This is a genomic window from Oceanobacillus luteolus (genome assembly GCF_023715655.1).
GTDB classification, from domain to species: domain Bacteria; phylum Bacillota; class Bacilli; order Bacillales; family Amphibacillaceae; genus Oceanobacillus; species Oceanobacillus luteolus.
The window spans coordinates 1-23,326 of record NZ_JAMBON010000004.1 but is presented as its reverse complement, the minus strand read 5'-3'; the positions used below and the strand labels follow the sequence as shown (position 1 = coordinate 23,326).

Here is a 23,326-nt window from a genome sequence, read left to right as displayed (position 1 = left end):
CAGAACGTGCATTCCCATTCTTAATCTGTTAAAATGAAACTAATCATAAATTCGGAGGCAATAAAATGGAGCGGAATATTACATTTATCCATGCAGCTGATCTGCATCTCGATAGTCCATTTAAAGGGTTGACCAATTTACCGGGCCATTTATTTCAAGAAATAAAGGACAGTACATTTCAAGCATTGACCCATCTCGTGGAAGCTGCAATTGAATACGAGGTTGATTTCGTTTTGATTACTGGGGATCTTTTTGATAATGAAAAACAAAGTCTTAAAGCTCAAATTCATTTGAGGAAGGCTTTCGAACGGCTGCAGAAGCACCTTATTTCTGTTTACATTAGCTATGGCAACCATGATTTTATTAATGGAAATATTCATCAAGTAACGTATCCAGATAATGTACATATTTTTCCTGATGAACAGGTACGGTCCTTCGTGTATGAAAAAAATGGTGAGCCTCTTGCAAGAGTGTATGGCTTCAGTTACGTGAATCGAGCAGTCACTGAAAATAAATCGAAGGAATATGAGGTCGAAAATCGAGACATTCCATTCCATATTGCTATGCTACATGGTAGTGTACAAGGAGATGAGGAGCATGATCCTTATGCCCCGTTTCAAATTTCAGATCTCGCTATGAAGGGCTTTGATTATTGGGCACTGGGTCATATCCATAAACGAGCGGTATTAAAGGAAGAACCATATATTGTTTATCCCGGAAACACTCAAGGACGGCATCGTAAAGAAACAGGAGAGAAAGGGTGCTATTACGTTCAGCTGGCATCACATAAAACAGATGTTACATTTATACCCCTACAAGAGATTGAATTCACCAATTTAAGCGTAGATGTATCCTCTCTAAAGGAGATATTCGACTTGGAGGCAATGGTTCTGGAGAATATAAAGCAACTCGAGGGAGGTACTCCACGGCTCATTGACATCAATCTGCCTGGACAGAATAGTGAGCTGAAGAAATGGAAAATAAATGGACAGCTGGATGAACTGATTGACATTATCAATGAGTCATTATCGAACCAAATTCCATGGAGGTATATTTTTAACGTTGCAGTATCCATGGAGGAGAGACTTGCCATCGATGAAACAAGTTACGGTGAACATTTCTTCGGGGAACTCAAGCAGATTATCGAGAACACGGATGGACTTTCTCATCTTCAAGAATTGTATCAACATCGTCAAGCTAGAAAGTATCTTGATTTACCTACAAGGACTGAAGAAAAAGTATGGAAGCAAGAAGCTGGGAATCGTTTATTTGATGAATTGCTGAAAGGGGCTAGCCGATGAAGATTGTAAGGGCCAAAATATTTGGATTTGGAAAATGGGTGGATATGGAAATTGAATTCCCAAGTGAAGGTCCATTCATTATTTTTGGTGAAAATGAATCTGGGAAATCCACCTTTCATCAGTTTATCCTCTTCATGTTATTTGGTATGCCACCGAAGCAACGTAAATGGTACCAACCAAAAACGAGCAGTAAAATGGGTGGACACCTAGTCATGTCGGATTCTGAAATTGGGGAATTCACCATTGAACGCTTCGATCATGTAAAAAACGGTGAGGCTACATGTATGACAGCTACAGGGGAGGTCTATGGGGAAGACTGGTTAAGGGAAAGGCTTCAAGGAATGAATAAGGACACCTTTGACTCGATATTCTCCTTTTCTGCATTGGATTTGAATGGAATAAAAGATATGCATGAAGAAGAGCTTAGTGACGTTCTCTTAAGTATAGGACTAACTGGCTCAAGTAATGTTTATCGGGTTGAAAAACAATTGGAGACACGACTAGGAGAATTGTTTAAGCCTAATGGTAAAAATCCGACCATCAACCAACAGCTTCAGCTTCTTCAACAACTGAAGAAGGAACTAGCTGCCATTCAACAAGAAGAAGCTACGTACCGTGAGAAAACGATTGAATCACAGTCTCTAAAAGATAAATTGGAAACATTGAAAAATCAACAGCAGGAATTGGAAAAGGAAAATAAGCTGCTCACAAAGATGCGTACGGCCTTTCCGTTTCTTCAAGAATATAAACACTTAATGAGTAAGCGACAGGCGTTTCAAAAAAGCATCGATTTTCCCATCCATGGTGTGGAACGACTGGAGAAGTTAAAAGATTCTCTTCGTCCGCTGGAAAGTGAATATGCAATTCTAAGAAAAAATGAGGATAGTTATCGAAGAAATCTTGCTGAGATCGACGATCAAAGATTGAATCAAGAACTTATTGATGAATTAAGGACGAAGCTAGAGCAAAAACAAGTATATGCCAAGTTAATAGATAAACAACAAGAATTACAAGAAGTCACGGCAGAATTGAAACGGGAAATTTCGAGAGAGCTAGATGAATTACACATCGATCTTACTCAAGAAGAGCTATCAGAAGTATCTCTGCCTTTCTATATTGAAGAGACCTGGAAACAGTTGAAAGAAGATAAAGAAAGGCTCGCTCAAGAAACAATTAGGCTAGAAGCGGAAAAACGTTCTTTAATAGAAGAAGAGAAATACAACTACGAGCAACTAGAAGAGAAAAATGCAGCCCTCTTACCTGAAACAGAAATTACTAAAATCAAGCAAAGATTAAAGCAAGGAAAGGAATCTATTCAGCTTGAGGCTATTTACGAAGCGAATACACAACGTAAGAAGAGTTACGCATTAGAAAAAAATAAAAAGATCAAACAAACAAATTTGTACCTAATTACAGGGATAGTAATAGCTTTACTTGTTTCTGTTTCAGCGATTGTTTTAGAACAAACTTTTCTTTTTGGACTTGCTGCCATCATCTTTCTACTCAGTGCTGGTCAAAATATATTCATCAAGCAAAATGTAAAAGAGATGGAGAGAGTATTAAATACTCCATTGGAATTTGAAAGTAATACAACATTATCTGAAGAAGAAGTATTGAAGTTAGAGCAACAGTTGGATGATGTGGAACAAATAAGAAATGAAATGAAGCAAATTCAGTCGGATATACAACGCCAGCAAGTTAAGTTTATGCAATTGGAAGAAAGAGAGCGGAGTCTGTTAGAAAAAGAAGCACGACTTAGGCAACAATTTGAAGAGCAATATACTTCATACCCATTTCTTAAAAATATCAACAGTAGTTATTGGCTGGATTATTATCATCGTTTAAGGAAGCTGCTTGCTACACATCACGAATACGAGCAGCATTTGCGCAAACTTAATGAAATTGGGGTAGAGTTAAACCAATTGGAGGCTTCCATCATATTCTTTGTCACCAAGCTTGATTCTGATCATTCCATTTCAGCTGCCATTGAGGCTTTTGTTTATATTGAAAAACGATTAGAAAATGAGATGGAATTGAAACAACGTCAATCTCATTACATGGAGCTTATGAAAGAAATAGAAGAGAAACGTTTAGAAATTGTAGAGAGAATGAATGTTCATAAAAGAGAAGTCGCAGAACTCTTGCAGGCAGGACATGCTCAGACAGAAGAAGAATTTTACGAAAATGCAATATATGTAGCGGATAAAGCGCAATTTGAAAAAGATGTAGAGACTAATCAAAGGCAACTCGAAGTGATTTTTCCTGACAATAGATGGGAGAGTATCATCCATGAACAGTTGGACGAGCTAGAATTGAGCGAGCGACAAAAAGAGTTGGAGAATAACCAGCATCAGAACCATAAAGAAATTGAACGGACGCGCGCTCTGCTTGCAGAAGTAAACGCAGAACTTAATCGTTTAGAAGGATCAGAAGCTTATTCGCAAAAAATGCACCAATTCGAATTGGAAAAAGAAAAACTGAATCAACTGGCAAAAGAATGGGCAATTATTAAAATGGAAAAAGAAGTACTGGTCGAAACGAAACAGCGATACCAAACAAAGTACTTATCCAAAGTGCTCGAAGAAACAACTGGCTTTTTCAGCATCATTACAGCTGGCCGCTATACAACGGTTTTATCACCACAAGGCAAACAACCATTTCAAGTGATGTCCCATGATGGAGTGCGTTATCGTGTGGATGAATTGTCACATGGAACGATGAATCAATTATATGTTTCGCTGAGACTTGCAATCAGTAAAGTGATTGCAGAGAACCATCAGTTGCCATTTATTTTAGATGATGCTTTTGTTCATTTTGATGAACTCCGCGTAAAAAGAATGATGGATGTTTTACAAAAAATTGCAATAGAACAACAAATGATTATGTTCTCTTGTAAATCCGATGTAGTAAAAGCTTGTGAAGAACTGGGGATTTCAATCTTTCGTTTGACTGGAGAAACAGAGACTGTGAAAAACACTCATTTTGCGATAAGTGAATGATAGAATAAAAGACTATTTATTTTAGTGTTTCGTGTGGTAAAAACGAATGGTAAAATAGAATAAAATAATAGACAGTGAGTTTTGGAGTGATTGATATGTCGGAGAAACAGCATTATTTTTATGGCTTAATCCCAATTGAGGTGGAGGCGACCCCTACGGAAAGGGAGCAGATTTTACGGGATTTCCCAGTTCCTGTATTGCCTGATGAAGATCAAAATTTCAGTCTCGAACAACAAGAAAAAGGAGCTACGGTTTCCATTCGGGTGCTGCTGAATGACATGAATGTGCAGACGACAAAAACGAATAATCAATTTTTAAAAATGACGTTCAGTAATAATGCCGGTACGATACAGGCGAAAATGTGGGACAACCAAGGCGCTGTAGAACGACACTTACCTTTGTTGGAAAACTACTCTATATTTGATATTGAAGGGGTCGTTGATGAATTCCGTGGGTTTAAATCAATCACGATCTACAGACTGGAACCTTGTGAAGAAGAAATTAATCCATTTTCGTTTTTACCATATACGAAACAAAATATGGAAGATTTTACGGTGGAGCTTTTCACCTATCTCAATGAATTATCAACACCGTATCATGAGCTATCCATTGCTTTGATGAATCGATTTTGGAATGAGTTTTCCATCAGTCCAGCAGCGAAAGGATTCCACCATAATTATTTGGGCGGGTTATTAAAGCATACTATTGGACTGATGCGCATTGCTAGATTCGTATTAAAACAAGAAGCGGATCCTTTTCAAGCGGTAATGAAGCTGATTCAAATTGTAGAAAAAGCCTATAAAAAAGAGTTGTGGTCACACCTCAAAAATGATGGCAAAGGTGAGAAGCTTGTTTGGAAGGATACAATTGATCATCTCTACCAGATGTTAACCGGTATGATGGAGCATAAAGAAGAACAAGTAAACTATGATGCTCTTTTGACAAGTATTCTATTACACGATATCGGTAAAATTTTAGAATACGACTTTGCTGGTAAAGGATACACCGGTTTTGACTTTCTATATCCAACTGCTATCCAAACAAGTTTGCAGGGAAGGAAGCAAACTGGTATAACAATGGATGAATTAGGTATGATGGTCGGGCATATTCCATATGGAGCCCTCATCCTGACTAAAATCGTAGAGCAGGAAGGAATTGCTCTTCCACTTGAAGAAATTCATCTTATCTCTCATTGCATTTTATGTCATCACGGATTGCCGGAGTGGGGGGCAAGTGTCAGGCCTCAGACAATGGAGGGATTTATTATCCATATTGTAGACTATCTGGATAGTAGATATGAAAATACAGAAGCGGTAAAATAGATGTCTAGTCCTCTCGGATGAGAGGGCTTTTTTATTGGGCTGACAGCTGATAAATATGGCAATATAGTAGAGGTTTTGCTGACTAGATGACTACTCATGGTAGAATGGCATGTTTTCCATAGCTCTAAGTAGGTTCATCGTTGTTCCAGCTTTTATAGATTCATTTAAATGTTATGAGGAATGTTTAACTCTTCCAGTTCATATAGTTAAACAGGAAGAACTTGGACAAGGAGGGATAAGGAATGATGATTGGTGGCGTTCCTTTATGGGTATTTATTGTAATTTTGCTTATCTTCTTTAGTGGATATATGGCATTTCGAGCAATGCATGCAGAAAGAAAATTAGACGAGCAGTTTATCGAAAGGGAAGGCCAAATATATATCGATCGGATTAGAGAGGAAAAGGAAAAGAAGGCAAATAGAGACCGTCAAGGGTCATAACATAACGATATACCTTATACAAAAATAAAAGCTGCCTCCTGTGGGGGCAGCTTTTATAAGGTTTGAAAGGCGCTGTGCAACTTTCTACACAGAAGATTAATGTATAAGAGCCAAATTCGTTATGCAGGACTCTTTCATCATAAATTAACCTTTTGCTTCTTCATCCTTTTCTTCAGAATCTTCGTCACCGGTTTCTTCACCAGATCCCTCTTCTCCAGTTTGTTCTTCTTGTTCGGCTGGAGTGAAGAGGTCTTCGAATTCTTTGATTTTTACATCTACATCAGCTTCTTGGATGATGCTGTCAATTTTACTAGCTGCTTGAGACATATCCATTTTGGAGATTTGTAGTTCTCTGCGGATATCGTCTTTTACATCTTCAAACTCTTCCACATCTTCCAATTCACGAATATCATTTACTTTAATGATATGGTAACCGTATGTTGTTTGTACCGGGTCACTGATTTCGCCGACTTCCATGTTGTATGCTGCTTCTTCAAACTCAGGTACCATTTGGCCAGTGGAGAAGTATCCTAAGTTACCTTCATCTTGCGCTGTTCCATCCATGGAGTACTCGGCAGCCAACTCACCAAAGTCTTCACCGTCATCAAGTTTTTCTTTTACTTCAAGCGCTGTTTCTTCGTCTTCAACAAGGATATGCTGAGCATCGATTTCATATTTAGTACGCTCATAATGTTCTTTAATTTCTTCCTCAGTTATTTCAATATCTTCGGATAATGCTTGTTCCTGTAAAAGGCTGATATAAAGTACATCTGCATAGTCTTCTTCTGATTCAAATCCACTTTGCATTAGAACCATATCAAAGTTTTCGCCGAATTGTTCTTTTGCTTTATCAATTTCAGCTTGTACCATATCATCCGTCACTTCATATTTATCCTCTAAAACCTTTACGGTAACTAGCTCTGATAAAACTTCTTCACCGTAACGATCTTTTAATTCCTCGTAGAACTCTTCTTTTGTGATATTACCTGCGCTCGTTTCCACAACAGTCTCAGAATCACCTGAGCTGCACGCAGCCAGTGTAAGAGCACTTGCTGTAGCAATTGCTAAGGTAGCTAATTTCTTCATCTCATCAACACTCCTAACCATATGGTCTTTTACATTTTTTTCATAATGTTAAATATATCATACTTTAAGATGAAATAAATAGGAAATCCAAGAATAACATAAAAATACCTTTAAACTGCCACATTTAATATACGGAGATAAGAGCAAACCAACATCGTTACCATAATCATGTTAATCACTTTATAAACTTTCTTCGTTCGCATTTCATTTAATTCCATCCTTTGACAGAAACTATGTGTCATTGTATTAAATATTGATAATACAATAAATGCAAATACACCATAGAAAATAATTATCAAAACAAAAACCCCCTGAATCTCTTTCCAAATCTATATTCTTTACTCTATCAAAAATTGGACTTCCTGAACAGTTTAAATTGAATTATGACACTCTTCAATCTAAATTTTGTAAACTTTCTTACTTCTAAGCGCATGTAATATATGGTATTATTTACATACTAGATGTATTATTTTATTATGATGCTGGTTGCGGAGGGGGATTTCGTGTTGAAGGAAGATAGACATAAAATAACTTCTTTTCAAATACAATTATTATCCAGAATCATTGACATGGATCAATACCCTTTTATTAAATTAATTATTGAGCATCATATCAGTGAGGATGAATATAGAGAACTTTTTGATCTTCTCGAGCGGCAGCAAGCTACATATGAAGAACAAAAAGAAGAAGGATTGCTTGACTTCAGTTCACTTTTGATTGAGTTTGCTGGTTGCTTAAATGAAAAGCTTAATCCGACAGAAACGATACTTGCGCTAAGGGCAGAGAATTATTTTCCCGAGTTGATGGATGAGTATATCAAGATTCTCAAAAATGAGACATAAAAACACTCCTAGATGCAGCTAGGAGTGTTTTTATGAACTATATACCTAAATAGTTTTCACTTTATTTTCAAGGTCTCTCAAGCTAGCTTCAATCTGTTCCAGATACTGATATATACCTTCTTGATGAGGTTCAACTGTTTCTTTCCATTCCTCTACAGATTTTTTCATCTCTTCTGTCAGCTCCTTGACGATAACCACACCTTCTTTTGAAGTTTCCCGAAGCTGATCTTTTAAATTATTAATCAGATTTTTCATTTCCACAAGCTGATCTTTAATTCGGTTTCTGACATCACGACCCGACTCTGGTGTACTTAACAGTGCCGCAGATGCGCCAATTGCGCCTCCAACAAGGAGTCCAAGAAATAATGATTTACTTGACATACGGATTTGCTCCCTTCTTCATTTACTGCTCTATTTCACCATTCCCAGAACTCCAAAACATGACTGGGAAGAGGATATCATAATTCTATTATAACAGATTTAAGACCAGGTGCTAAATATAAAGCATAAAATTGGATACGAATGAACCGAAAAGGAAAGTCGCTTGCTAAAGTTAAGTTCAAGTGAAGTTTTTATTTTAATAGCTCAAAAAAAACCTCTGAGCTGTGTCAGAGGTTTTTAAGGTGTACATTATGAAATTGATACGGGATTTGTTCTTTTGAAGATTCCTTGTACAATTGGATAAACGATTAACATAATCACTGCGTTTACTGCCATTGCCGGTAGGACAACAAGCAGGAATAAAGAAACTAATCCGCCTTCTGGAATTCCTGCAATAATCGAAATGACTGCAAGGAAAATAGAGCCACTGATTAAAGTTCCAACTCCAGCTAATATAGGTGCAGTAACATTTCCGTTTAAGCGATTCTTTACTGCAAGGAAAATTCCAAGGATGATAAATGCAGTTATCGGTTTATCGATCATATTGGCAATTTGGCCACCAGGAGCACCTGTTGTTAATGCCGACATGATCCCAGTTGCTAAAGACAGCAATAGAACGTATTTCGGTTTTGGAAATAAGAAGATTCCCAAAAACATCATCGACAACAGCATATCTGGTTTTACTCCAAAAAATATTGGAGGTACAATTGCATGCAACACCGCACCAATTCCAACAAGTAACGATAAAATAATTAGAACTCTAACTTTCATTCTAATCTCTCCTATTCTCTTCTCATCTAATTTATCTCCAACTGTACACTCATTGTCAGCTGCGAAATATTAGTCCCATTATAACAGAACATCATAAAAATGTGTAGATATAATTAAAAAAAGTTTTTAGAAATTTTTGATAAATTAAACAGCTTCACCTTCTTGTCCAAGGTGAAGCTGTACATAAAGTATTATTCAGTTATTTTACTACTGATATCACTGGCGATTTGCTGTAAGTCTTCACCTGAATAGTCTTCATTATGAGTTGTCCATCCAAGTTTGTATCCATCTCCTTCACCATAGCGTGGAATCAGGTGAAGATGTAAATGGAATACGGATTGCTCAGCAGCAGCTTCATTATTATTAAGCAAGTTCATTCCTTTTGGTTGATATGCTTCTTTAATTGCATTCGCTATTTTTGGAACACGCTCGAACAATTCTTTGGCAACCTCTGGTGGTGTTTCATAAATGTTTTTCGTATGTGTTTTTGGAATTACTAGTGTATGCCCTTTTGTTACTTGGCTGATGTCCAGGAATGCATACACATGGTCATCTTCATAAACCTTGGCGGAAGGAATTTCTCCCGCGATAATTTTACAGAAAATACAATCCTCATGACTCATTCTAACTTCACTCCTTGTATGTAATGGTACTCTCATTGTACTCTTTGGGTCATGAAAATTCAAAAAATAGAGTGGGGGAGAAGAGATATCAGATGTCGGAATTGAATGGTTGTTTTAACCAAAGAGGTGTATGTACATGAATAGATCTAAACACAGAAACAGGACTGGTCCAAGGGGGAGAACCAGCCTGCTTTAAGAAGGCAACAAAATGCGACGTGCAGCAGCTTACTAGTGGGGAAGGTAAACGAAACCTGGAGTGAAAATGTCTCGTTTACAGAGATTCTTTCTCGAGAATTAACGGGATTAATGCTCAAGAAAGAATGAGAGAAACAAGCTGTTTCTGCAAGCAGTTTTATTTGAACTTAACACTTTCCGGGCATTATAAACACCTCTTCTTGTGTCAGACATCAAATTAATAATTTGAGCTCAACACCGAACCTGGCATCCTCAACACCTCATTTGTGTTTGTCATCAAATTTCTGATTGCACTTTGCCGCCTTCGATTATATTTTGTTCAGAACCGAGATGTTTATACATATAATTAATTTAGGTTACAGGTATAATTTGGTAATACGGAGATCGGCGAAAATGGAATTTTCGACCATACATCAGGTCTTTCAACCAGAGCTTGAAGTATTATGGCCAGTTAAACTGTGGTAAAATAAAAAGAAGTATGAAGGAGGTAGGCTTTGTGGAATCTTTGTTGCATATCGATGAACTACATGGTGGATATACGCATAAAAACGTTTTACATGGTATTTCCTTTGACGTGTATCCAGGTGAAATTGTAGGACTGATTGGATTGAACGGTGCAGGAAAAAGTACAGCAATTAAACATATCATTGGGCTGATGCAGCCGAAAAAAGGAAAAATTGTAGTAAATGGCAAGACATTTCAAGAAGATCCGACTGGCTATCGTAACAAAATAGCTTACATCCCTGAAATGCCTATCCTGTACGATGAATTGACTTTACATGAACACTTGAAACTTACGGCAATGACATATGGTTTACCTGAAGATGTATTCGAAAAAAGGCTTCCCCCTTTACTAAAAGAGTTCCGCATGGAGAAAAAGTTGAACTGGTTTCCCGTACACTTTTCTAAAGGGATGCGGCAAAAGGTAATGATTATGTGTGCTTTCTTAATTGAACCACCACTATATATTGTAGACGAGCCTTTTGTTGGGCTTGATCCGCTTGGTATTTCATCTTATCTACAACTCATGGATGATATGAAGCAGAAGGGTTCTGGAGTTTTGATGTCCACGCACATTCTTGCAACGGCGGAACGCTATTGTGACCGATTTATTATTTTACATGAGGGTGAAATCCGGGCTTATGGCACCTTAAATGATCTGCAAAAAAGCTTTGAGATGCCTGATGCGACATTGGATGATTTATATTTACAGTTAACAAAGGAAGATAGCCATGTTTGATGCGCATGCCTTTTATAAAAAACGTCTTTCTTCTCATATAAAAGAGTTGGGACGGTATACGAGATATATTTTCAATGGGCATATTGCTATTGTGCTTTTCTTCTTTATCGCAGCAGTCGCTTATTACTATCAAGCCTGGTTAGCCCAGCTGCCCGAAAACTTCCCTACAGCGATTATTATCGGAATTGCCTTTGGTTTGGTTGTAACTTATAGTCCAGTCCGGACGTTGCTGCAAGAGCCGGACTTAGTATTTCTGCTTCCTGCTGAAATGAAGATGAAGCCATATTTTCGAAATTCGATCATCTATAGTTTCGTTACTCAACTTTATGTTCTATTTCTTGTTTCCGCCGCTTTAGGGCCGTTATATACAACAAGTTTCCCGGCACGAGAAGGGAAGCTCTATTTATTGACCATTCTCGTTTTACTCATCTATAAGATCGCTAATCTACTTGCTAATTGGTGGATGTATAAAGTGCGGGATAGTAATCATCGCAGATTGGAGTTAATCGTAAGAACGGTGATGAATATTCTTGTGTTTTATTTTGTTGTAGCAGGGAATATGGTTGCAGCTGGTATAGTAACAGTATTATTTGCTGCATTGTTTCTTTATAATTATGCATTATCCAAGAAGCAAGGGGCAATTGTATGGGACTTGTTATTGGAAAAAGATCAAAATAGTATGCAGGCATTTTATCGTGTCGCCAATATGTTTAGTGACGTACCCCATATTAAAAATCGTGTGAAAAAGCGTCAATGGCTCGTTTCACTTGTAACTCGGAATATTCCTTTTGAAAAACGTTTTTCTTTTGATTATTTGTTCCGCGTAACATTTGTCCGAAGTGGAGACTACGTTGGGATGTACACTCGTTTAATTATCATTGGCGGATTGTTCATCTTTCTTATTCCGAATGTATGGGTAAAACTGATATTTGTTGTTTTGTTTCTCTATTTAAGCAGTTTTCAAATGATGGCCCTATACCAGCATCATCGTACAATTATGTGGCTCGATATCTATCCGTTGGAAAAAATGGATAGAAAACGTGCTTTAGTGAAAATCATTTATCAGCTAAGTATTGTCCAAACCATCTTGTTTGCTTTATTGTTTATATTTTTACAAGAGTATACAGGTTTCCTTCTCGCGCTAGTTGCAGGGATTGGTTTTACCTATTTATTTATCAACGGCTATGTAAAAAAGAAATTAGTTTAAAAGCATTCTGTCAGTTATGCGGAATGCTTTTTTACACTAAGAAATATCAAATTATTTAGTATAATGAAATCATGTTTATTTCTCAGTTGGAGGTTGATGATGAAACAACAAAAGAGAATTCTTATCAGTCTTTCCATTATCGTATTGGTGGTAATGGGCATTTGGATCTTTCAGCTGCTGCAAGGTAATCTTCCCTATGTGGATAAAGGAACAATCCTACTGGTTCCATGGCTTGTAAACTCTTATTTTTATGAACCTTTTTCATTAATAACAAATCTCGGTTCAAGTTTCTTTTTATATCCCTTTGTAGTCGTCGTCACCATCTTGTTATTCATTTGGTTTCGGCACTGGCTACCGGCACTATTTTTCGGTGGTGGTACGTACCTTACCCATAAAGTTAATGTTTTTATTAAACATTTAGTTGAAAGGGAGCGTCCAAGCATTTCCGTCAGCCTAAATGCAGAAGGATACAGCTTCCCATCTGGGCATGCGATGGTGTCCATTTTTTGTTACGGACTGCTAGCGTACTTTATTACAAAGAAATTGAAATCCAAACGGGCTATCCTCACTGTGCAAATTTCATTTACCATACTGATTTTCCTGATTGGAATCAGCAGATACATTATCAACGTACATTACTTAACAGACGTGCTTGCAGGTTTTTTCTTTGGGTTCCTTTTATTAATCGGCTCTATCTATCTGTACGAATTTATAATAAAGAAAAGATATCCGTCTAAAGGCTGAGATGAGAGCGTGCTGTAGATGGTTCACGTACAGTTAGACAACATATAAAATATAAATAGACAAGGGAGCCTGTTTTCTTGCGTGTATAGAAGGATGGTGATCTGGATGAGCAATCTCATTCGTTACTTTATAGCGGTGTTTTTAATCGGGGTAGGAGTTATGCTCGTTCTAGCTAATTTCGGCTTTGTTGATTTTGGATTTGGAACAATTTGGCATCATCTATATCCTGTTTTGATTTTAGCTATTGGGATCAAATGGTTATACGATTATCTACGTAAATGGGGAACACATTGGTTTTTAGGTTTATTCTTTATTGTTTTCGGCGGTTTGTTAATACTGGATCGCTTTGAAGTGCTCACTTTTTATTTTAAGGATATCTTCAAACTTTGGCCATTGCTTATTATTTACTTTGGTTTTCTATTAATCGGAATTGAAAGAGGTCAGAACGGCAACTTTGTTTTTACTTTTGAAGATGATGACGAGAAAAAAAGCCAATATGTGAAAAAACAAAATTTCACGGTTGGGAGCCAAGATTATAGCCAACCGAATTGGAAAGTGGAACCGATGAATATAAACACATTTGCAGGGGATTTTTACCTTGATTTTACTAAGGCATTTATTCCAGAGAAGGAGACGCCAATCTCCATTCGTTCATTAGCTGGTGATGTTCATATTCTCATGCCGGAAAATGTGGAGTTTCGTATCGAAGCTCATGTGAAAGCCGGGGAAATTGATATTCTTGGCAATGACTGGGCAGGAGTGAACCGTTCCTATAAATATGAGACGGAAGGTTATGAAGCAGCCGTAAGTAAAATAGATTTATTTATCAAATTAAAGGCAGGGAGCATTCGTGTTGATCATGTATAGGGGGTTACAGGATGAAAAATAGATTATCGAGCATTCGTTATATTTTTATTCATTCCCATCTGTCGGGATTGGTAATGACAACCGTATCGCTCCTTGCAGTTTTCCTATCCATCTATGTCATTGTCGAACCGGAATGGCTTTCTGCCCTATCGATATTCCTTTTTATTGGAGCATATCTTGTTATAGGACTAATAATTGCACTCTATACGGGGTTTACAGCAAGCGGGAATTTAAAATCTAGATTGGATTCATTGTCTGTTCTGATCACACAGTTTGCAAATGGGAATTACCAATCGAGTGTGCATTTTGAGGAGAAAGATGAAGTTACACGGATAGGCAATGAGTTGAATGAATTAGGGAAAAAATTGATGGACCAAGTGAAATCCTTGCAGAGGATGGCAGATGAAAAAGCGGAACTTGCAAAATCTGCTCATAAATCAGCCGTGATTGAAGAACGCCAACGATTGGCGAGGGATTTACATGATGCAGTCAGCCAACAGCTATTTGCGTTGACTATGATGTCCGAAGCAGCGGTGAAACAATTGGAGACGAATCCTGCAGTATCAAAGGAACAGATGACAGAAGTAGCTAGCATGGCGTTACAAGCTCAAACTGAAATGCGGGCATTACTGTTGCATCTCCGTCCGGTCCATTTATCAGGTGACCCATTACATAAAGGAATTAGAAAACTAGTGGAAGAACTGCAAGTTCGCAGTACCATCGATTTTCAAGTCGAGGTTGAGGAGAACCTCGTTTTGACGGAAACAACAGAAGAGCATGTTTTTCGTATTATCCAAGAAGCACTATCAAATATACTTCGACATGCAGATGCCACTGTTGTTCATTTAAATATCAGAAATTTGCGTAAAGAATTATTCGTCCATATCCGTGACGATGGAAAAGGTTTTGATATGACAGAAGACAGCAGAAAGAAAACTTCTTACGGGCTTAGAACGATGCGGGAACGCAGTGAAGAACTAGGGGGTACGTTCCGAGTCCGTTCGAAACAAGGGGAAGGCACTTATATCGATATAAGAATTCCATGCTAAGGGGGATATTACATGGTGAAAGTTGTTGTAGTGGACGATCATGAAGTCGTACGAAAAGGGATTATAGCCTATTTAAAAACAGAGCCAAGAATAGAAGTCGTCGGACAGGCAAGCAGTGGGAACGCAAGTATACCGATTATTGAAAAAGAAAAACCTGATGTCGTATTAATGGATTTAATGATGGAGGATGGCAATGGAATTGAAGCGACGAAGAAAGTCGTGAAGTCGCTTCCAAATTGCAAAGTAATCATTTTGACAAGCTTTTATGATGATGAGCAGGTGTTTCCTGCATTGGAAGCAGGGGCATTCAGTTATATATTGAAAACTTCATCGGCTACAGAAATTGTTCAAGCTATTTTAAAAGCTGCAGAAGGGGAGAACGTGATTGAACCGAAAGTGGCTGGGAAAATGCTGACAAACTTTCGAAAAGCAGAAAAGAAGCCCCATGAAGAACTGACGGAACGGGAACTGGAAGTGCTGTTATGTATAGGTAATGGGATGACGAATCAGGAAATTAGTGAGCACTTATTTATTGGAATCAAAACCGTAAAAACGCATGTTAGCAACATCCTTGCAAAACTTGGTGTGAAAGATCGGACACAAGCTGCTGTGTATGTCCACCGTAATCAATTACTGTAATAGTCGTGAATTTGCAACATATTTAAAAGCAAAGAAATTGTATTTTTAAAATCTCATTCGTATAATGAAAAAGGAAATGATGCAGAAGGGAATTAGTCTATGCAAACCTTAACGAAAAAAGCAGAAAATCTCTTGCTCATCATCTGGGTACAAGCATTTGTAGCAACTGCAGGAAGCTTATTCTACTCGGAAGTAGTGGGGTATGTTCCGTGTGAATTATGCTGGTACCAACGAATCTTGATGTATCCGCTCGTTGTAATATATGGTGTAGCGATGTGGAAAAAAGATGTGAAGATGAGTCTAGCGGGATTAATTTTAAGTGGAATAGGCATGTTTGTTTCCTCTTATCATTATTTACTTCAAAAAGTTCCTGCCTTTCATGAAATGGGAGGTTCATGTGGTGGACCAGTTCCCTGTAACGCCATCTATGTGAACTATTTTGGATTCATCACGATTCCATTTATGGCGGGCGTTGCTTTTATTGTTATCTTTGTTTTACATCTGTTTCTGCTGAAAGAAATGAGGAGGAAATAACGAATGGGAAAGAAATTAACGATCATTATTTTGGTTATTGTTGTACTATTCGGTGCGCTTTACTTCGCGCTCAATTATAAAAACAATAAAGCCCTTGAAGGCGACAATCCATATGGAACGACTGATCTTGAGCAATCGACCATCGATCAATTGGATGATCCCTTATACGGAAATCAAATTTTGCCGGATGATTTAGTGGAGCGAGTGGAAAGCGGCGAACCTACTACCGTGTACTTCTACAGCCCAGAGTGTGTCTATTGTCAGAACACAACTCCTTATCTTGTGCCACTGACGGAAGAGATGGATGTGGACATGAAAAAATTAAATCTACTGGAATTTGGTAACGAAGCTGCTCCATTTGGTATCCGTTCTACCCCAACTTTAGTTCATTATGAAGATGGAAAAGAAGTTGCAAGACTGGAAGGGCAATACGCTGAAGAAGATTATGAAAAGTTCTTCAATGAGTTTGTAATCAAATAAACAGGCCGCTGGGTCAATCAGGAAGCTGACTTCTTGATTGACCCATTGTTTTATGCCTGATCTTCTTCCTCTTCGTACATCATATAATCCGCAACATAGGCATTCTTAAATAAATAAGAGGATGATTTTACCGCTTCATTTTTATGTGCTTCACTGAATACATCCGAAGCTTTCCAGTCTTCAAAGTGTTTTTTTGTAGCCCATTGTGTTAAAACGACATAGATTTCTCCTTTTTCTGGCCGCAGCAAACGAAACGCTTGAAATCCAGGCATATTTTCCACAGCTTGCTTTCGTTTTTTAAAACGATCTTCAAAAATCGGTTGGCTTTCCTCTGCAACTGGAATATTGTTCATCACTACATAGCCATTTTGCAGAATAACGCCGGTCTCTTCCAATATTTCAAAGGTTCTTCCGGATTGGAAAAGCTTTTTTGGGTTATGTTCATAGTAAGCTAAACCACCTTCATTGCTTTGCATCAGTTTGATGTTCTGGTCAGGATTTTTTTCTGCTAGTTTCTGTAAAAAATCAATTGTTCCTTTTGTCATATGAGCTTTCAAGCGAATTCCCCTTTCTAATAGTCTTTAATCATATTGTACCCGAAAAAATCTGGATGTACGCTATTTAATATTTATTCGGTAAATACGAAAATTATTTGAACAGAGTTCCTCAAACTTTATGCATGACGAATGTTGTCGTATAATGCAAAGGTAGAGGTGGAATAATGGGAAAACAACTAGAATTAATCAAACAAAATAAACTACTTAAATGGATTCTGATTATCCTAGCTTCTATTATCGGTTTAGCTTTGTTTGGTTATGCGCTAATTATCTACCTCGGAAGTCAGATTGTGAATGATGATGCTTTTCTTCTAGCAGAGACGACAACCATTGAAACGTCTGAGGGGGAAGTCATTGCTGAACTTTATGAAGAGAACCGGAAATATGTCCAAATGGAAGAGATACCTAGTCATGTCAAGGATGCCTATATCGCAATTGAGGATCGACGATTTTATGAACATGCCGGTATTGATATGAAATCGGTTATCCGGGCGGTTTACAAAGACGTAATAGCGATGAGTAAGGTGGAAGGGGCAAGTACAATTACCCAACAATTGGCCAAGAATCTATTCTTATATAATGACAAAACATGGACCCGGAAAGCGAAAGAAGTGATGGCGGCTCTTTATATGGAAAGAAAATTTTCAAAAGATGAAATCCTTGAGCTTTACTTGAATGAGATATATTTTGGACACGGAGTCTATGGGATCGAAACGGCCGCAAACTTTTATTTCTCAAAACGTACGAAAGACCTTTCAGTTGCGGAAGGTGCACTCTTGGCAGGTCTTGCTAAAGCACCTAATGGTTATTCACCGATCAACCACCCTGAAAAGGCCATAGAAAGAAGAAACCTCGTACTTGCATCGATGGCAGATGCTGGATTTATCTCCACTGAAATAAAGCAATTGGAACAAGGCAAAACATTAGGTTTACAAATTATGGAAAAAGAAACCACCCCTTGGACAGATAGTTATGTTGATCTTGTCATTAAAGAAGCTCATGATATACAAGATTTGTCCATTGATTACCTGAAAAGGGGAGGTTTTCGAATTGTAGTAGGTATTGATGATGATGTTCAACGAATCGTCTATGACAAGTTCCAAGAAGATGAATATTTCCCCGGAAATACAGATGGTGTAGAAGGTGCATTTGTGATGATGGAAGAGGAAACCGGGAAGGTAGTTTCTGCAGTTGGTGGAAGAAGTTACCGTTTGGGCGATTTGAATCGAGTTACCGTCAAACGCCAACCTGGTTCTGCATTTAAGCCGCTTGCTGTATACGGGCCGGCTTTGATGCATGATGATCATTACACACCATATAGCTTGCTCCCTGATGAACAATCTGTGAACAGAAATTATCTTGTTGCAAATGTGGACCAATCCTATCAGAAAGTTGTCAGTCTATATGATAGTCTAGTCACTTCGAAAAATGTGCCTGCCGTTTGGCTGTTTAATCAAATTGGTATCGATTATGCAAAGGGATTTTTAGAAAAGATGGACATGCATATTGACGATGAAGGACTGGCCATCGCGCTTGGCGGTCTTAGTGAAGGTGTTACTCCTCTTAATTTAATTGAAGGTTATCGAACGTTTGCTTCTGATGGGAAGTTAGCAAAAGCCTATACCATTGAAGAGATTTACGATAAAAACCACAAGTTAATTTATAAAAAGGAAACAGAAGAAAGAGAAGTATTCACACCTCAAGTTGCTTGGATGATGACTGAAATGCTCTCTAAGGCAGCCGATTCAACAGCTGGTGAAGCGGGAACCTTCTCCAAGGCAATGGCTGGAAAAACCGGCACTACGCAACATCCGCTTGTGGAAGGTAAAGCCAAGGATGCTTGGTTTGTTGGTTATACACCTGACTATGTATTTGCTACTTGGACAGGATACGATAAGTCGGATGAAGAGCACTTTTTAACTGGTGGAAGCATGTATCCGAAGCGGTTGACTGAGGATATTTTGTCGAAAATTGACAGTCTCAAACCTCTTTCACATTCTTTTGAAAAGCCAAATGATATTAATGAATTGGAGGAGCCGGTCCGAATTGCCCCCGTTACGAATGTGAAAGCCAATTATGAATTTGGCGGATTATCAATAGTCAGAGCCCGAATAACTTGGGAACGTTTGGAGGATAATCGGGTCGTTTATCGGGTATATGAAGATAGGGAAGGCGTTGATCGTCGGGTCGGTGAAGTGGAAGGGGAGAATGAATTTATCATTAATCATGCACTATTTAAGCATAATAAGTATTATGTCGTAGCTTATGATCCTCTTACAAAACAGGAGAGTCTAAAGTCTGAAACAGTAGAAATTGATTGACCAATTTAGACAAATTGATGACATTCCCATCGCTTTCATGTACAGCGGTCGAGAAAATCGATATATTAAGGTTTAGTGACAGTGATTATGACAAAAGGGTGAAACAATTGACAAAGAAAATGAATGATACGATTTTAAAGGCTTACCGTGGAGAACAAACGGATTATACGCCGGCATGGTTTATGCGTCAGGCAGGGCGTTCTCAGCCGGAATACAGGGAAATTAAAAAGAAGTATTCGCTATTTGAAATTACACATCAGCCGGAGCTTAGTGCTTATGTTACAAGACTTCCTGTTGAGAATTATGGAGTGGATGCCGCAATTCTTTACAAGGATATTATGACACCACTTCCAGCTATGGGAGTCGATGTCGACATCAAGGCGGGAATTGGACCTGTTATTGAAAATCCAATCCGAAACATCCAAGATGTAGAGGCGCTTGGGAAGATTAATCCAAAGGCTGATATTCCATACATACTTGATACAATTCGTTTATTGACGGAGGAACAATTGGAAGTTCCGTTGATTGGATTCAGTGGTGCACCATTTACGCTAGCGAGCTACATGATTGAAGGTGGCCCATCTAAAAATTACCATAAAACGAAACAGCTAATGTACCGTGAACCAGAGACTTGGTTCCTGCTCATGGATAAATTGGAAGAAATGATTATTACTTATGTGGATGCTCAGGTGGAAGCTGGGGCGAAAGCCATTCAAATTTTCGATTCTTGGGTAGGCTCTTTAAATGCTCCTGATTACCGTATATTCATTAAACCAGTAATGACAAGGATCTTTTCCGAATTGCGGAAGCACGATGTACCATTGATTCTATTCGGAATAGGTGCTCGCCACTTGCTCCTGGAATGGAATGACTTGCCAGTGGACGTTATCGGATTGGATTGGAGAACTTCGATTACAGAGGCTAGAGAAATGGGTGTAACAAAAGTTCTGCAAGGTAACCTAGATCCGGTTATTTTATTGACAGAATGGGAAAACATTGAAAAGCGTGCAAAAGGTATCTTGGATGAGGGTATGGAACAAGGTAAGCATGTCTTTAATCTAGGGCATGGAGTCACACCGGAAATTCAACCGGAAATGTTGAAGAAATTGACTACACTTATCCACGAATACAGCAAACGCTAAAATATTCAACTGAAAATTTAACAACTCGAGGTGTATAATGATGTCAAAGAAAGTAAAAGGATTATTAGTAATGGCTTATGGGACTCCAACAAGTGAAGAGGAAATTGAGCCTTATTACACACATATTCGTCACGGTAGAAAACCAGAGCCAGAAGCCCTTCAAGATTTAAAGGATCGTTACGAAGCAATCGGCGGGGTTTCACCGCTTGCGAAAATCACTGAGGACCAGGCGAAAAGCTTATGTGATAAATTAAATGAGTTACAAGATGAAGTGGAATATAAAGTTTATATAGGTTTAAAACATATCAGTCCATTCATTGAAGATGCTATAGAACAAATGGAGAAAGATGGCATAACAGAAGCAGTATCAATCGTGTTGGCACCACATTACTCCACATTCAGCATCAAATCCTACAATGAACGTGCTGGAAAAGAAGCTGAAAAACATGGCATAACACTCACTTCTGTAGTGGATTGGTATAAAGAACCTGGCTACATTAAATTCTGGGCGGACGGCATCAAAGAAATCTATGATAACATGTCTGCTGATGAACAAGATGAGACGGTTGTTATTGTTTCTGCTCATAGTTTACCTGAAAAGATTTTGGATGCAGGTGATCCATATCCACAACAATTGGAAGAAACAGCTCAGCTGATTTCTGATGCAACTGGCATTACGAATTACGATGTAGGTTGGCAAAGTGAAGGAAACACTCCAGAACCTTGGCTTGGACCAGACGTGCAAGATTTGACACGTATTTTATACCATGAAAAAGGCTACCGTTCATTTATCTACGCTCCAGTTGGATTCGTAGCGGATCATTTGGAAGTACTGTATGATAACGACTATGAATGTAAAGTTGTTTGTGATGAATTGGGAGCAAAATATTATCGACCAGAAATGCCGAACGTTCACCCACTATTCATTGAAACGTTGGCAGAGGTTGTATTAAAACAAGAGAAACGTGATGCACGTGCATAATATTATAATTGTAGGCGGCGGTATAACAGGTTTATCTGCCGCCTTTTACATACAGCAGGAAATCAAATCCAGAAACTTACCGTACAATGTCAAACTGATTGAGGCAACCGATCGCCTTGGTGGAAAGATAAAAACGCTGAAGCGGGACGGATTTCTGATTGAACAAGGTCCTGATTCATTACTTTCTAGAAAGCCTGCTATTATTGAACTTGTGAAAGAGCTCGGATTGGAAGAGGGAATGATTTTCAATCAAACAGGTGGCTCCTATATTTTTGTAGATGGCAAATTACACCCGATTCCAGCTGGTACATTTATGGGAGTGCCTAAAGAAGAGCAGGCGATTTTGGATACCGATATTTTTACGGAAGAAGGAAAAAAGCGATCATTAGCTGAAATGGAGATAGAGAAAGGTGAGGCAGCGGAAGATCAGTCGCTTGGTGCCTTTATGCGCCGTCGTTTTGGTGATGAGGCGGTAAACCGCTTGATTGCACCGATGCTTGCTGGAATTCATTCTGGCGATATTGATGCGATGAGTCTCATGGCCACCTATCCGAATTTTTATCACTTGGAGCAGAAGTACGGCAGTGTCATGAAAGGCTTGCAGGAGAGTATGCCAAGTGCTCCTCCTTCAAAGAAAACGACATCCGGAATATTTTTCTCGTTTGAAGATGGTTTGGAGACTTTGGTTACTCGACTTCATGAAAAATTAGATGAAGGCAGCGTGATGCTGGAGACAAAGGTAGAGCAGATTGTGAAGAATGGATCTGAGTATACCGTTCAACTGGATTCGGGAGAGAATCTAGAAGCAGCTGCTGTTATTATTGCTTCACAGCATAATGCAGTACCGGCAATGCTTTCCGATTATCAATTTGTAAGTGAACTCAATCATATACCTGCCATTTCTACGGCGAATGTCGTCATGGCATTTAATGATTCTGATATTGTAAACGATTTGGATGGCACAGGCTTTCAGGTGGCCCGAGAAGGGGATATCGAAATCACAGCTTGTACGTGGACAAACAAAAAGTGGCCAACAACAACACCTGAAGGAAAAGTGTTGCTTCGTGTCTATGTTGGTCTGCCTGATAAGCAAGAATTTATGCAGAAGACAGATGAAGAGCTGGCAGATGCAGTATTAACAGAACTGAGAAAAGTAATGACAATAAAGGCAGATCCTGAATTTGTTGTCGTGACTCGTTGGAAGGATGCAAGACCTCAATACAACGTTGGTCACCGAGCACTTGTTGATCGTATTCGCAATCAGCTTAGCACAGAATTGCCGGGTATACAGATTGTCGGCAGTTCATATGACGGTGCTGGTATTCCAGATTGTGTAACCCACGGGAAGAATGCAGCCATGGAGGCTTTAAGCTTTTTAGATGATAAGTAAGGAGGCTATCTATAGATAGCCTCCTTTTGTATATTTGCGGGTGGTGGCTGTTTTGTGCATAGAGAACGGATCTATTGTATCTTTGTGGATAACGTCCTTATAATTGTGTAAAAAGGTATAAAAAAATAGGTCATCTTCCAGACCCATGTTAAAATATTTTCGACCAAGAAAACAACACATGGAGGTAGGAAAAGATGACCCAAATAAATATTAC

23 protein-coding genes are annotated in these 23,326 nt (G+C 38.5%); 17 read left to right on the top strand and 6 right to left on the bottom strand.

The features are described 5' to 3' along the window. The first annotated feature begins 65 nt into the window (after nt 1-65). From M3210_RS04770 to M3210_RS04755, 4 genes are all read left to right on the top strand, one after another. Nucleotides 66-1,301, top strand: coding sequence for a metallophosphoesterase family protein (locus tag M3210_RS04770; RefSeq protein ID WP_251512059.1), 1,236 nt, complete (start codon nt 66-68; stop codon nt 1,299-1,301). Then, nucleotides 1,298-4,300: an ATP-binding protein gene (locus tag M3210_RS04765; RefSeq protein ID WP_251512057.1), complete on the top strand. Its 3,003-nt coding sequence runs from the start codon at nt 1,298-1,300 to the stop codon at nt 4,298-4,300. The genes M3210_RS04770 and M3210_RS04765 overlap by 4 nt, the downstream gene beginning before the upstream one ends. A gap of 95 nt (nt 4,301-4,395) precedes the next feature. Continuing rightward, on the top strand, nt 4,396-5,622 hold the full coding sequence (locus tag M3210_RS04760) for an HD domain-containing protein (RefSeq protein ID WP_251512055.1): 1,227 nt from the start codon (nt 4,396-4,398) through the stop codon (nt 5,620-5,622). Nucleotides 5,623-5,867: 245 nt separating this feature from the next. Next, complete coding sequence (locus M3210_RS04755) at nt 5,868-6,062, top strand: sporulation YhaL family protein (protein WP_251512252.1); 195 nt, start codon at nt 5,868-5,870, stop codon at nt 6,060-6,062. Nucleotides 6,063-6,206: 144 nt separating this feature from the next. Here M3210_RS04755 and M3210_RS04750 read toward each other — a convergent pair whose 3' ends face one another. Together M3210_RS04750 and M3210_RS04745 are read right to left on the bottom strand one after the other, a co-directional pair. Beyond that, the gene (locus tag M3210_RS04750; RefSeq protein WP_251512054.1) at nt 6,207-7,148 is read right to left on the bottom strand and encodes a peptidylprolyl isomerase; all 942 of its coding nucleotides are present in this window, start codon (nt 7,146-7,148) and stop codon (nt 6,207-6,209) included. A gap of 110 nt (nt 7,149-7,258) precedes the next feature. Next, nucleotides 7,259-7,447 carry a hypothetical protein gene (locus tag M3210_RS04745; RefSeq protein WP_251512053.1) on the bottom strand — a complete coding sequence of 63 codons (189 nt, stop codon included), beginning with the start codon at nt 7,445-7,447 and terminating at the stop codon, nt 7,259-7,261. Nucleotides 7,448-7,651: 204 nt separating this feature from the next. Here M3210_RS04745 and M3210_RS04740 point away from each other — a divergent pair, with 204 nt between their 5' ends. After that, nucleotides 7,652-7,990: a DUF1878 family protein gene (locus tag M3210_RS04740; protein WP_379597426.1), complete on the top strand. Its 339-nt coding sequence runs from the start codon at nt 7,652-7,654 to the stop codon at nt 7,988-7,990. 45 nt (nt 7,991-8,035) lie between these two features. On the opposite strand, the gene M3210_RS04735 is transcribed toward M3210_RS04740, so the two are convergent. From M3210_RS04735 to M3210_RS04725, 3 genes are all read right to left on the bottom strand, one after another. Continuing rightward, a complete protein-coding gene (locus tag M3210_RS04735; RefSeq protein ID WP_251512051.1) occupies nt 8,036-8,371 on the bottom strand; it encodes a YtxH domain-containing protein in 336 nt (111 codons plus the stop codon). A gap of 249 nt (nt 8,372-8,620) precedes the next feature. After that, nucleotides 8,621-9,142, bottom strand: a complete 522-nt coding sequence (locus M3210_RS04730) for a tryptophan transporter (protein ID WP_251512050.1) — start codon at nt 9,140-9,142, stop codon at nt 8,621-8,623. Nucleotides 9,143-9,333: 191 nt separating this feature from the next. Further along, nucleotides 9,334-9,765 carry an HIT family protein gene (locus tag M3210_RS04725; protein ID WP_251512049.1) on the bottom strand — a complete coding sequence of 144 codons (432 nt, stop codon included), beginning with the start codon at nt 9,763-9,765 and terminating at the stop codon, nt 9,334-9,336. Between the two features lie 691 nt (nt 9,766-10,456). Between M3210_RS04725 and M3210_RS04720 the strand changes: the two genes are divergently transcribed. The 8 genes from M3210_RS04720 (at nt 10,457) to M3210_RS04685 (ending at nt 16,720) form a co-directional block, all read left to right on the top strand. Next, nucleotides 10,457-11,200, top strand: a complete 744-nt coding sequence (locus M3210_RS04720; protein WP_251512048.1) for an ABC transporter ATP-binding protein — start codon at nt 10,457-10,459, stop codon at nt 11,198-11,200. After that, nucleotides 11,193-12,407, top strand: coding sequence for an ABC transporter permease (locus tag M3210_RS04715; protein WP_251512047.1), 1,215 nt, complete (start codon nt 11,193-11,195; stop codon nt 12,405-12,407). The genes M3210_RS04720 and M3210_RS04715 overlap by 8 nt, the downstream gene beginning before the upstream one ends. A gap of 99 nt (nt 12,408-12,506) precedes the next feature. Further along, nucleotides 12,507-13,151, top strand: a complete 645-nt coding sequence (locus M3210_RS04710; RefSeq protein ID WP_251512046.1) for a phosphatase PAP2 family protein — start codon at nt 12,507-12,509, stop codon at nt 13,149-13,151. Nucleotides 13,152-13,256: 105 nt separating this feature from the next. Beyond that, nucleotides 13,257-14,018: a cell wall-active antibiotics response protein LiaF gene (gene liaF / locus M3210_RS04705; protein ID WP_251512045.1), complete on the top strand. Its 762-nt coding sequence runs from the start codon at nt 13,257-13,259 to the stop codon at nt 14,016-14,018. 11 nt (nt 14,019-14,029) lie between these two features. Beyond that, entirely contained in the window at nt 14,030-15,067 is a 1,038-nt protein-coding gene (locus M3210_RS04700; RefSeq protein WP_251512044.1) for a sensor histidine kinase, read from the top strand. Nucleotides 15,068-15,079: 12 nt separating this feature from the next. Beyond that, nucleotides 15,080-15,706 carry a response regulator gene (locus tag M3210_RS04695; RefSeq protein ID WP_251512043.1) on the top strand — a complete coding sequence of 209 codons (627 nt, stop codon included), beginning with the start codon at nt 15,080-15,082 and terminating at the stop codon, nt 15,704-15,706. 99 nt (nt 15,707-15,805) lie between these two features. Then, on the top strand, nt 15,806-16,240 hold the full coding sequence (locus tag M3210_RS04690; protein WP_251512042.1) for a disulfide oxidoreductase: 435 nt from the start codon (nt 15,806-15,808) through the stop codon (nt 16,238-16,240). 3 nt (nt 16,241-16,243) lie between these two features. Then, on the top strand, nt 16,244-16,720 hold the full coding sequence (locus M3210_RS04685) for a thioredoxin family protein (RefSeq protein WP_251512041.1): 477 nt from the start codon (nt 16,244-16,246) through the stop codon (nt 16,718-16,720). Nucleotides 16,721-16,770: 50 nt separating this feature from the next. Here the strand turns inward: M3210_RS04685 and M3210_RS04680 are convergent, their stop codons facing one another. After that, the gene (locus M3210_RS04680) at nt 16,771-17,277 is read right to left on the bottom strand and encodes an antibiotic biosynthesis monooxygenase family protein (protein WP_251512040.1); all 507 of its coding nucleotides are present in this window, start codon (nt 17,275-17,277) and stop codon (nt 16,771-16,773) included. Between the two features lie 164 nt (nt 17,278-17,441). Between M3210_RS04680 and M3210_RS04675 the strand changes: the two genes are divergently transcribed. From M3210_RS04675 to hemY, 4 genes are all read left to right on the top strand, one after another. Then, nucleotides 17,442-19,598 (top strand): transglycosylase domain-containing protein, encoded by a 2,157-nt coding sequence (locus tag M3210_RS04675; RefSeq protein WP_251512039.1) that lies wholly within the window; start codon nt 17,442-17,444, stop codon nt 19,596-19,598. Nucleotides 19,599-19,705: 107 nt separating this feature from the next. Then, a complete protein-coding gene (gene hemE, locus M3210_RS04670) occupies nt 19,706-20,740 on the top strand; it encodes a uroporphyrinogen decarboxylase (RefSeq protein WP_251512038.1) in 1,035 nt (344 codons plus the stop codon). 40 nt (nt 20,741-20,780) lie between these two features. Then, the gene (hemH, locus tag M3210_RS04665) at nt 20,781-21,722 is read left to right on the top strand and encodes a ferrochelatase (RefSeq protein ID WP_251512037.1); all 942 of its coding nucleotides are present in this window, start codon (nt 20,781-20,783) and stop codon (nt 21,720-21,722) included. Continuing rightward, nucleotides 21,709-23,112 (top strand): protoporphyrinogen oxidase, encoded by a 1,404-nt coding sequence (gene hemY / locus M3210_RS04660; RefSeq protein WP_251512036.1) that lies wholly within the window; start codon nt 21,709-21,711, stop codon nt 23,110-23,112. Before hemH ends, hemY begins: the two co-directional genes overlap by 14 nt. Nucleotides 23,113-23,326: the final 214 nt, after the last annotated feature.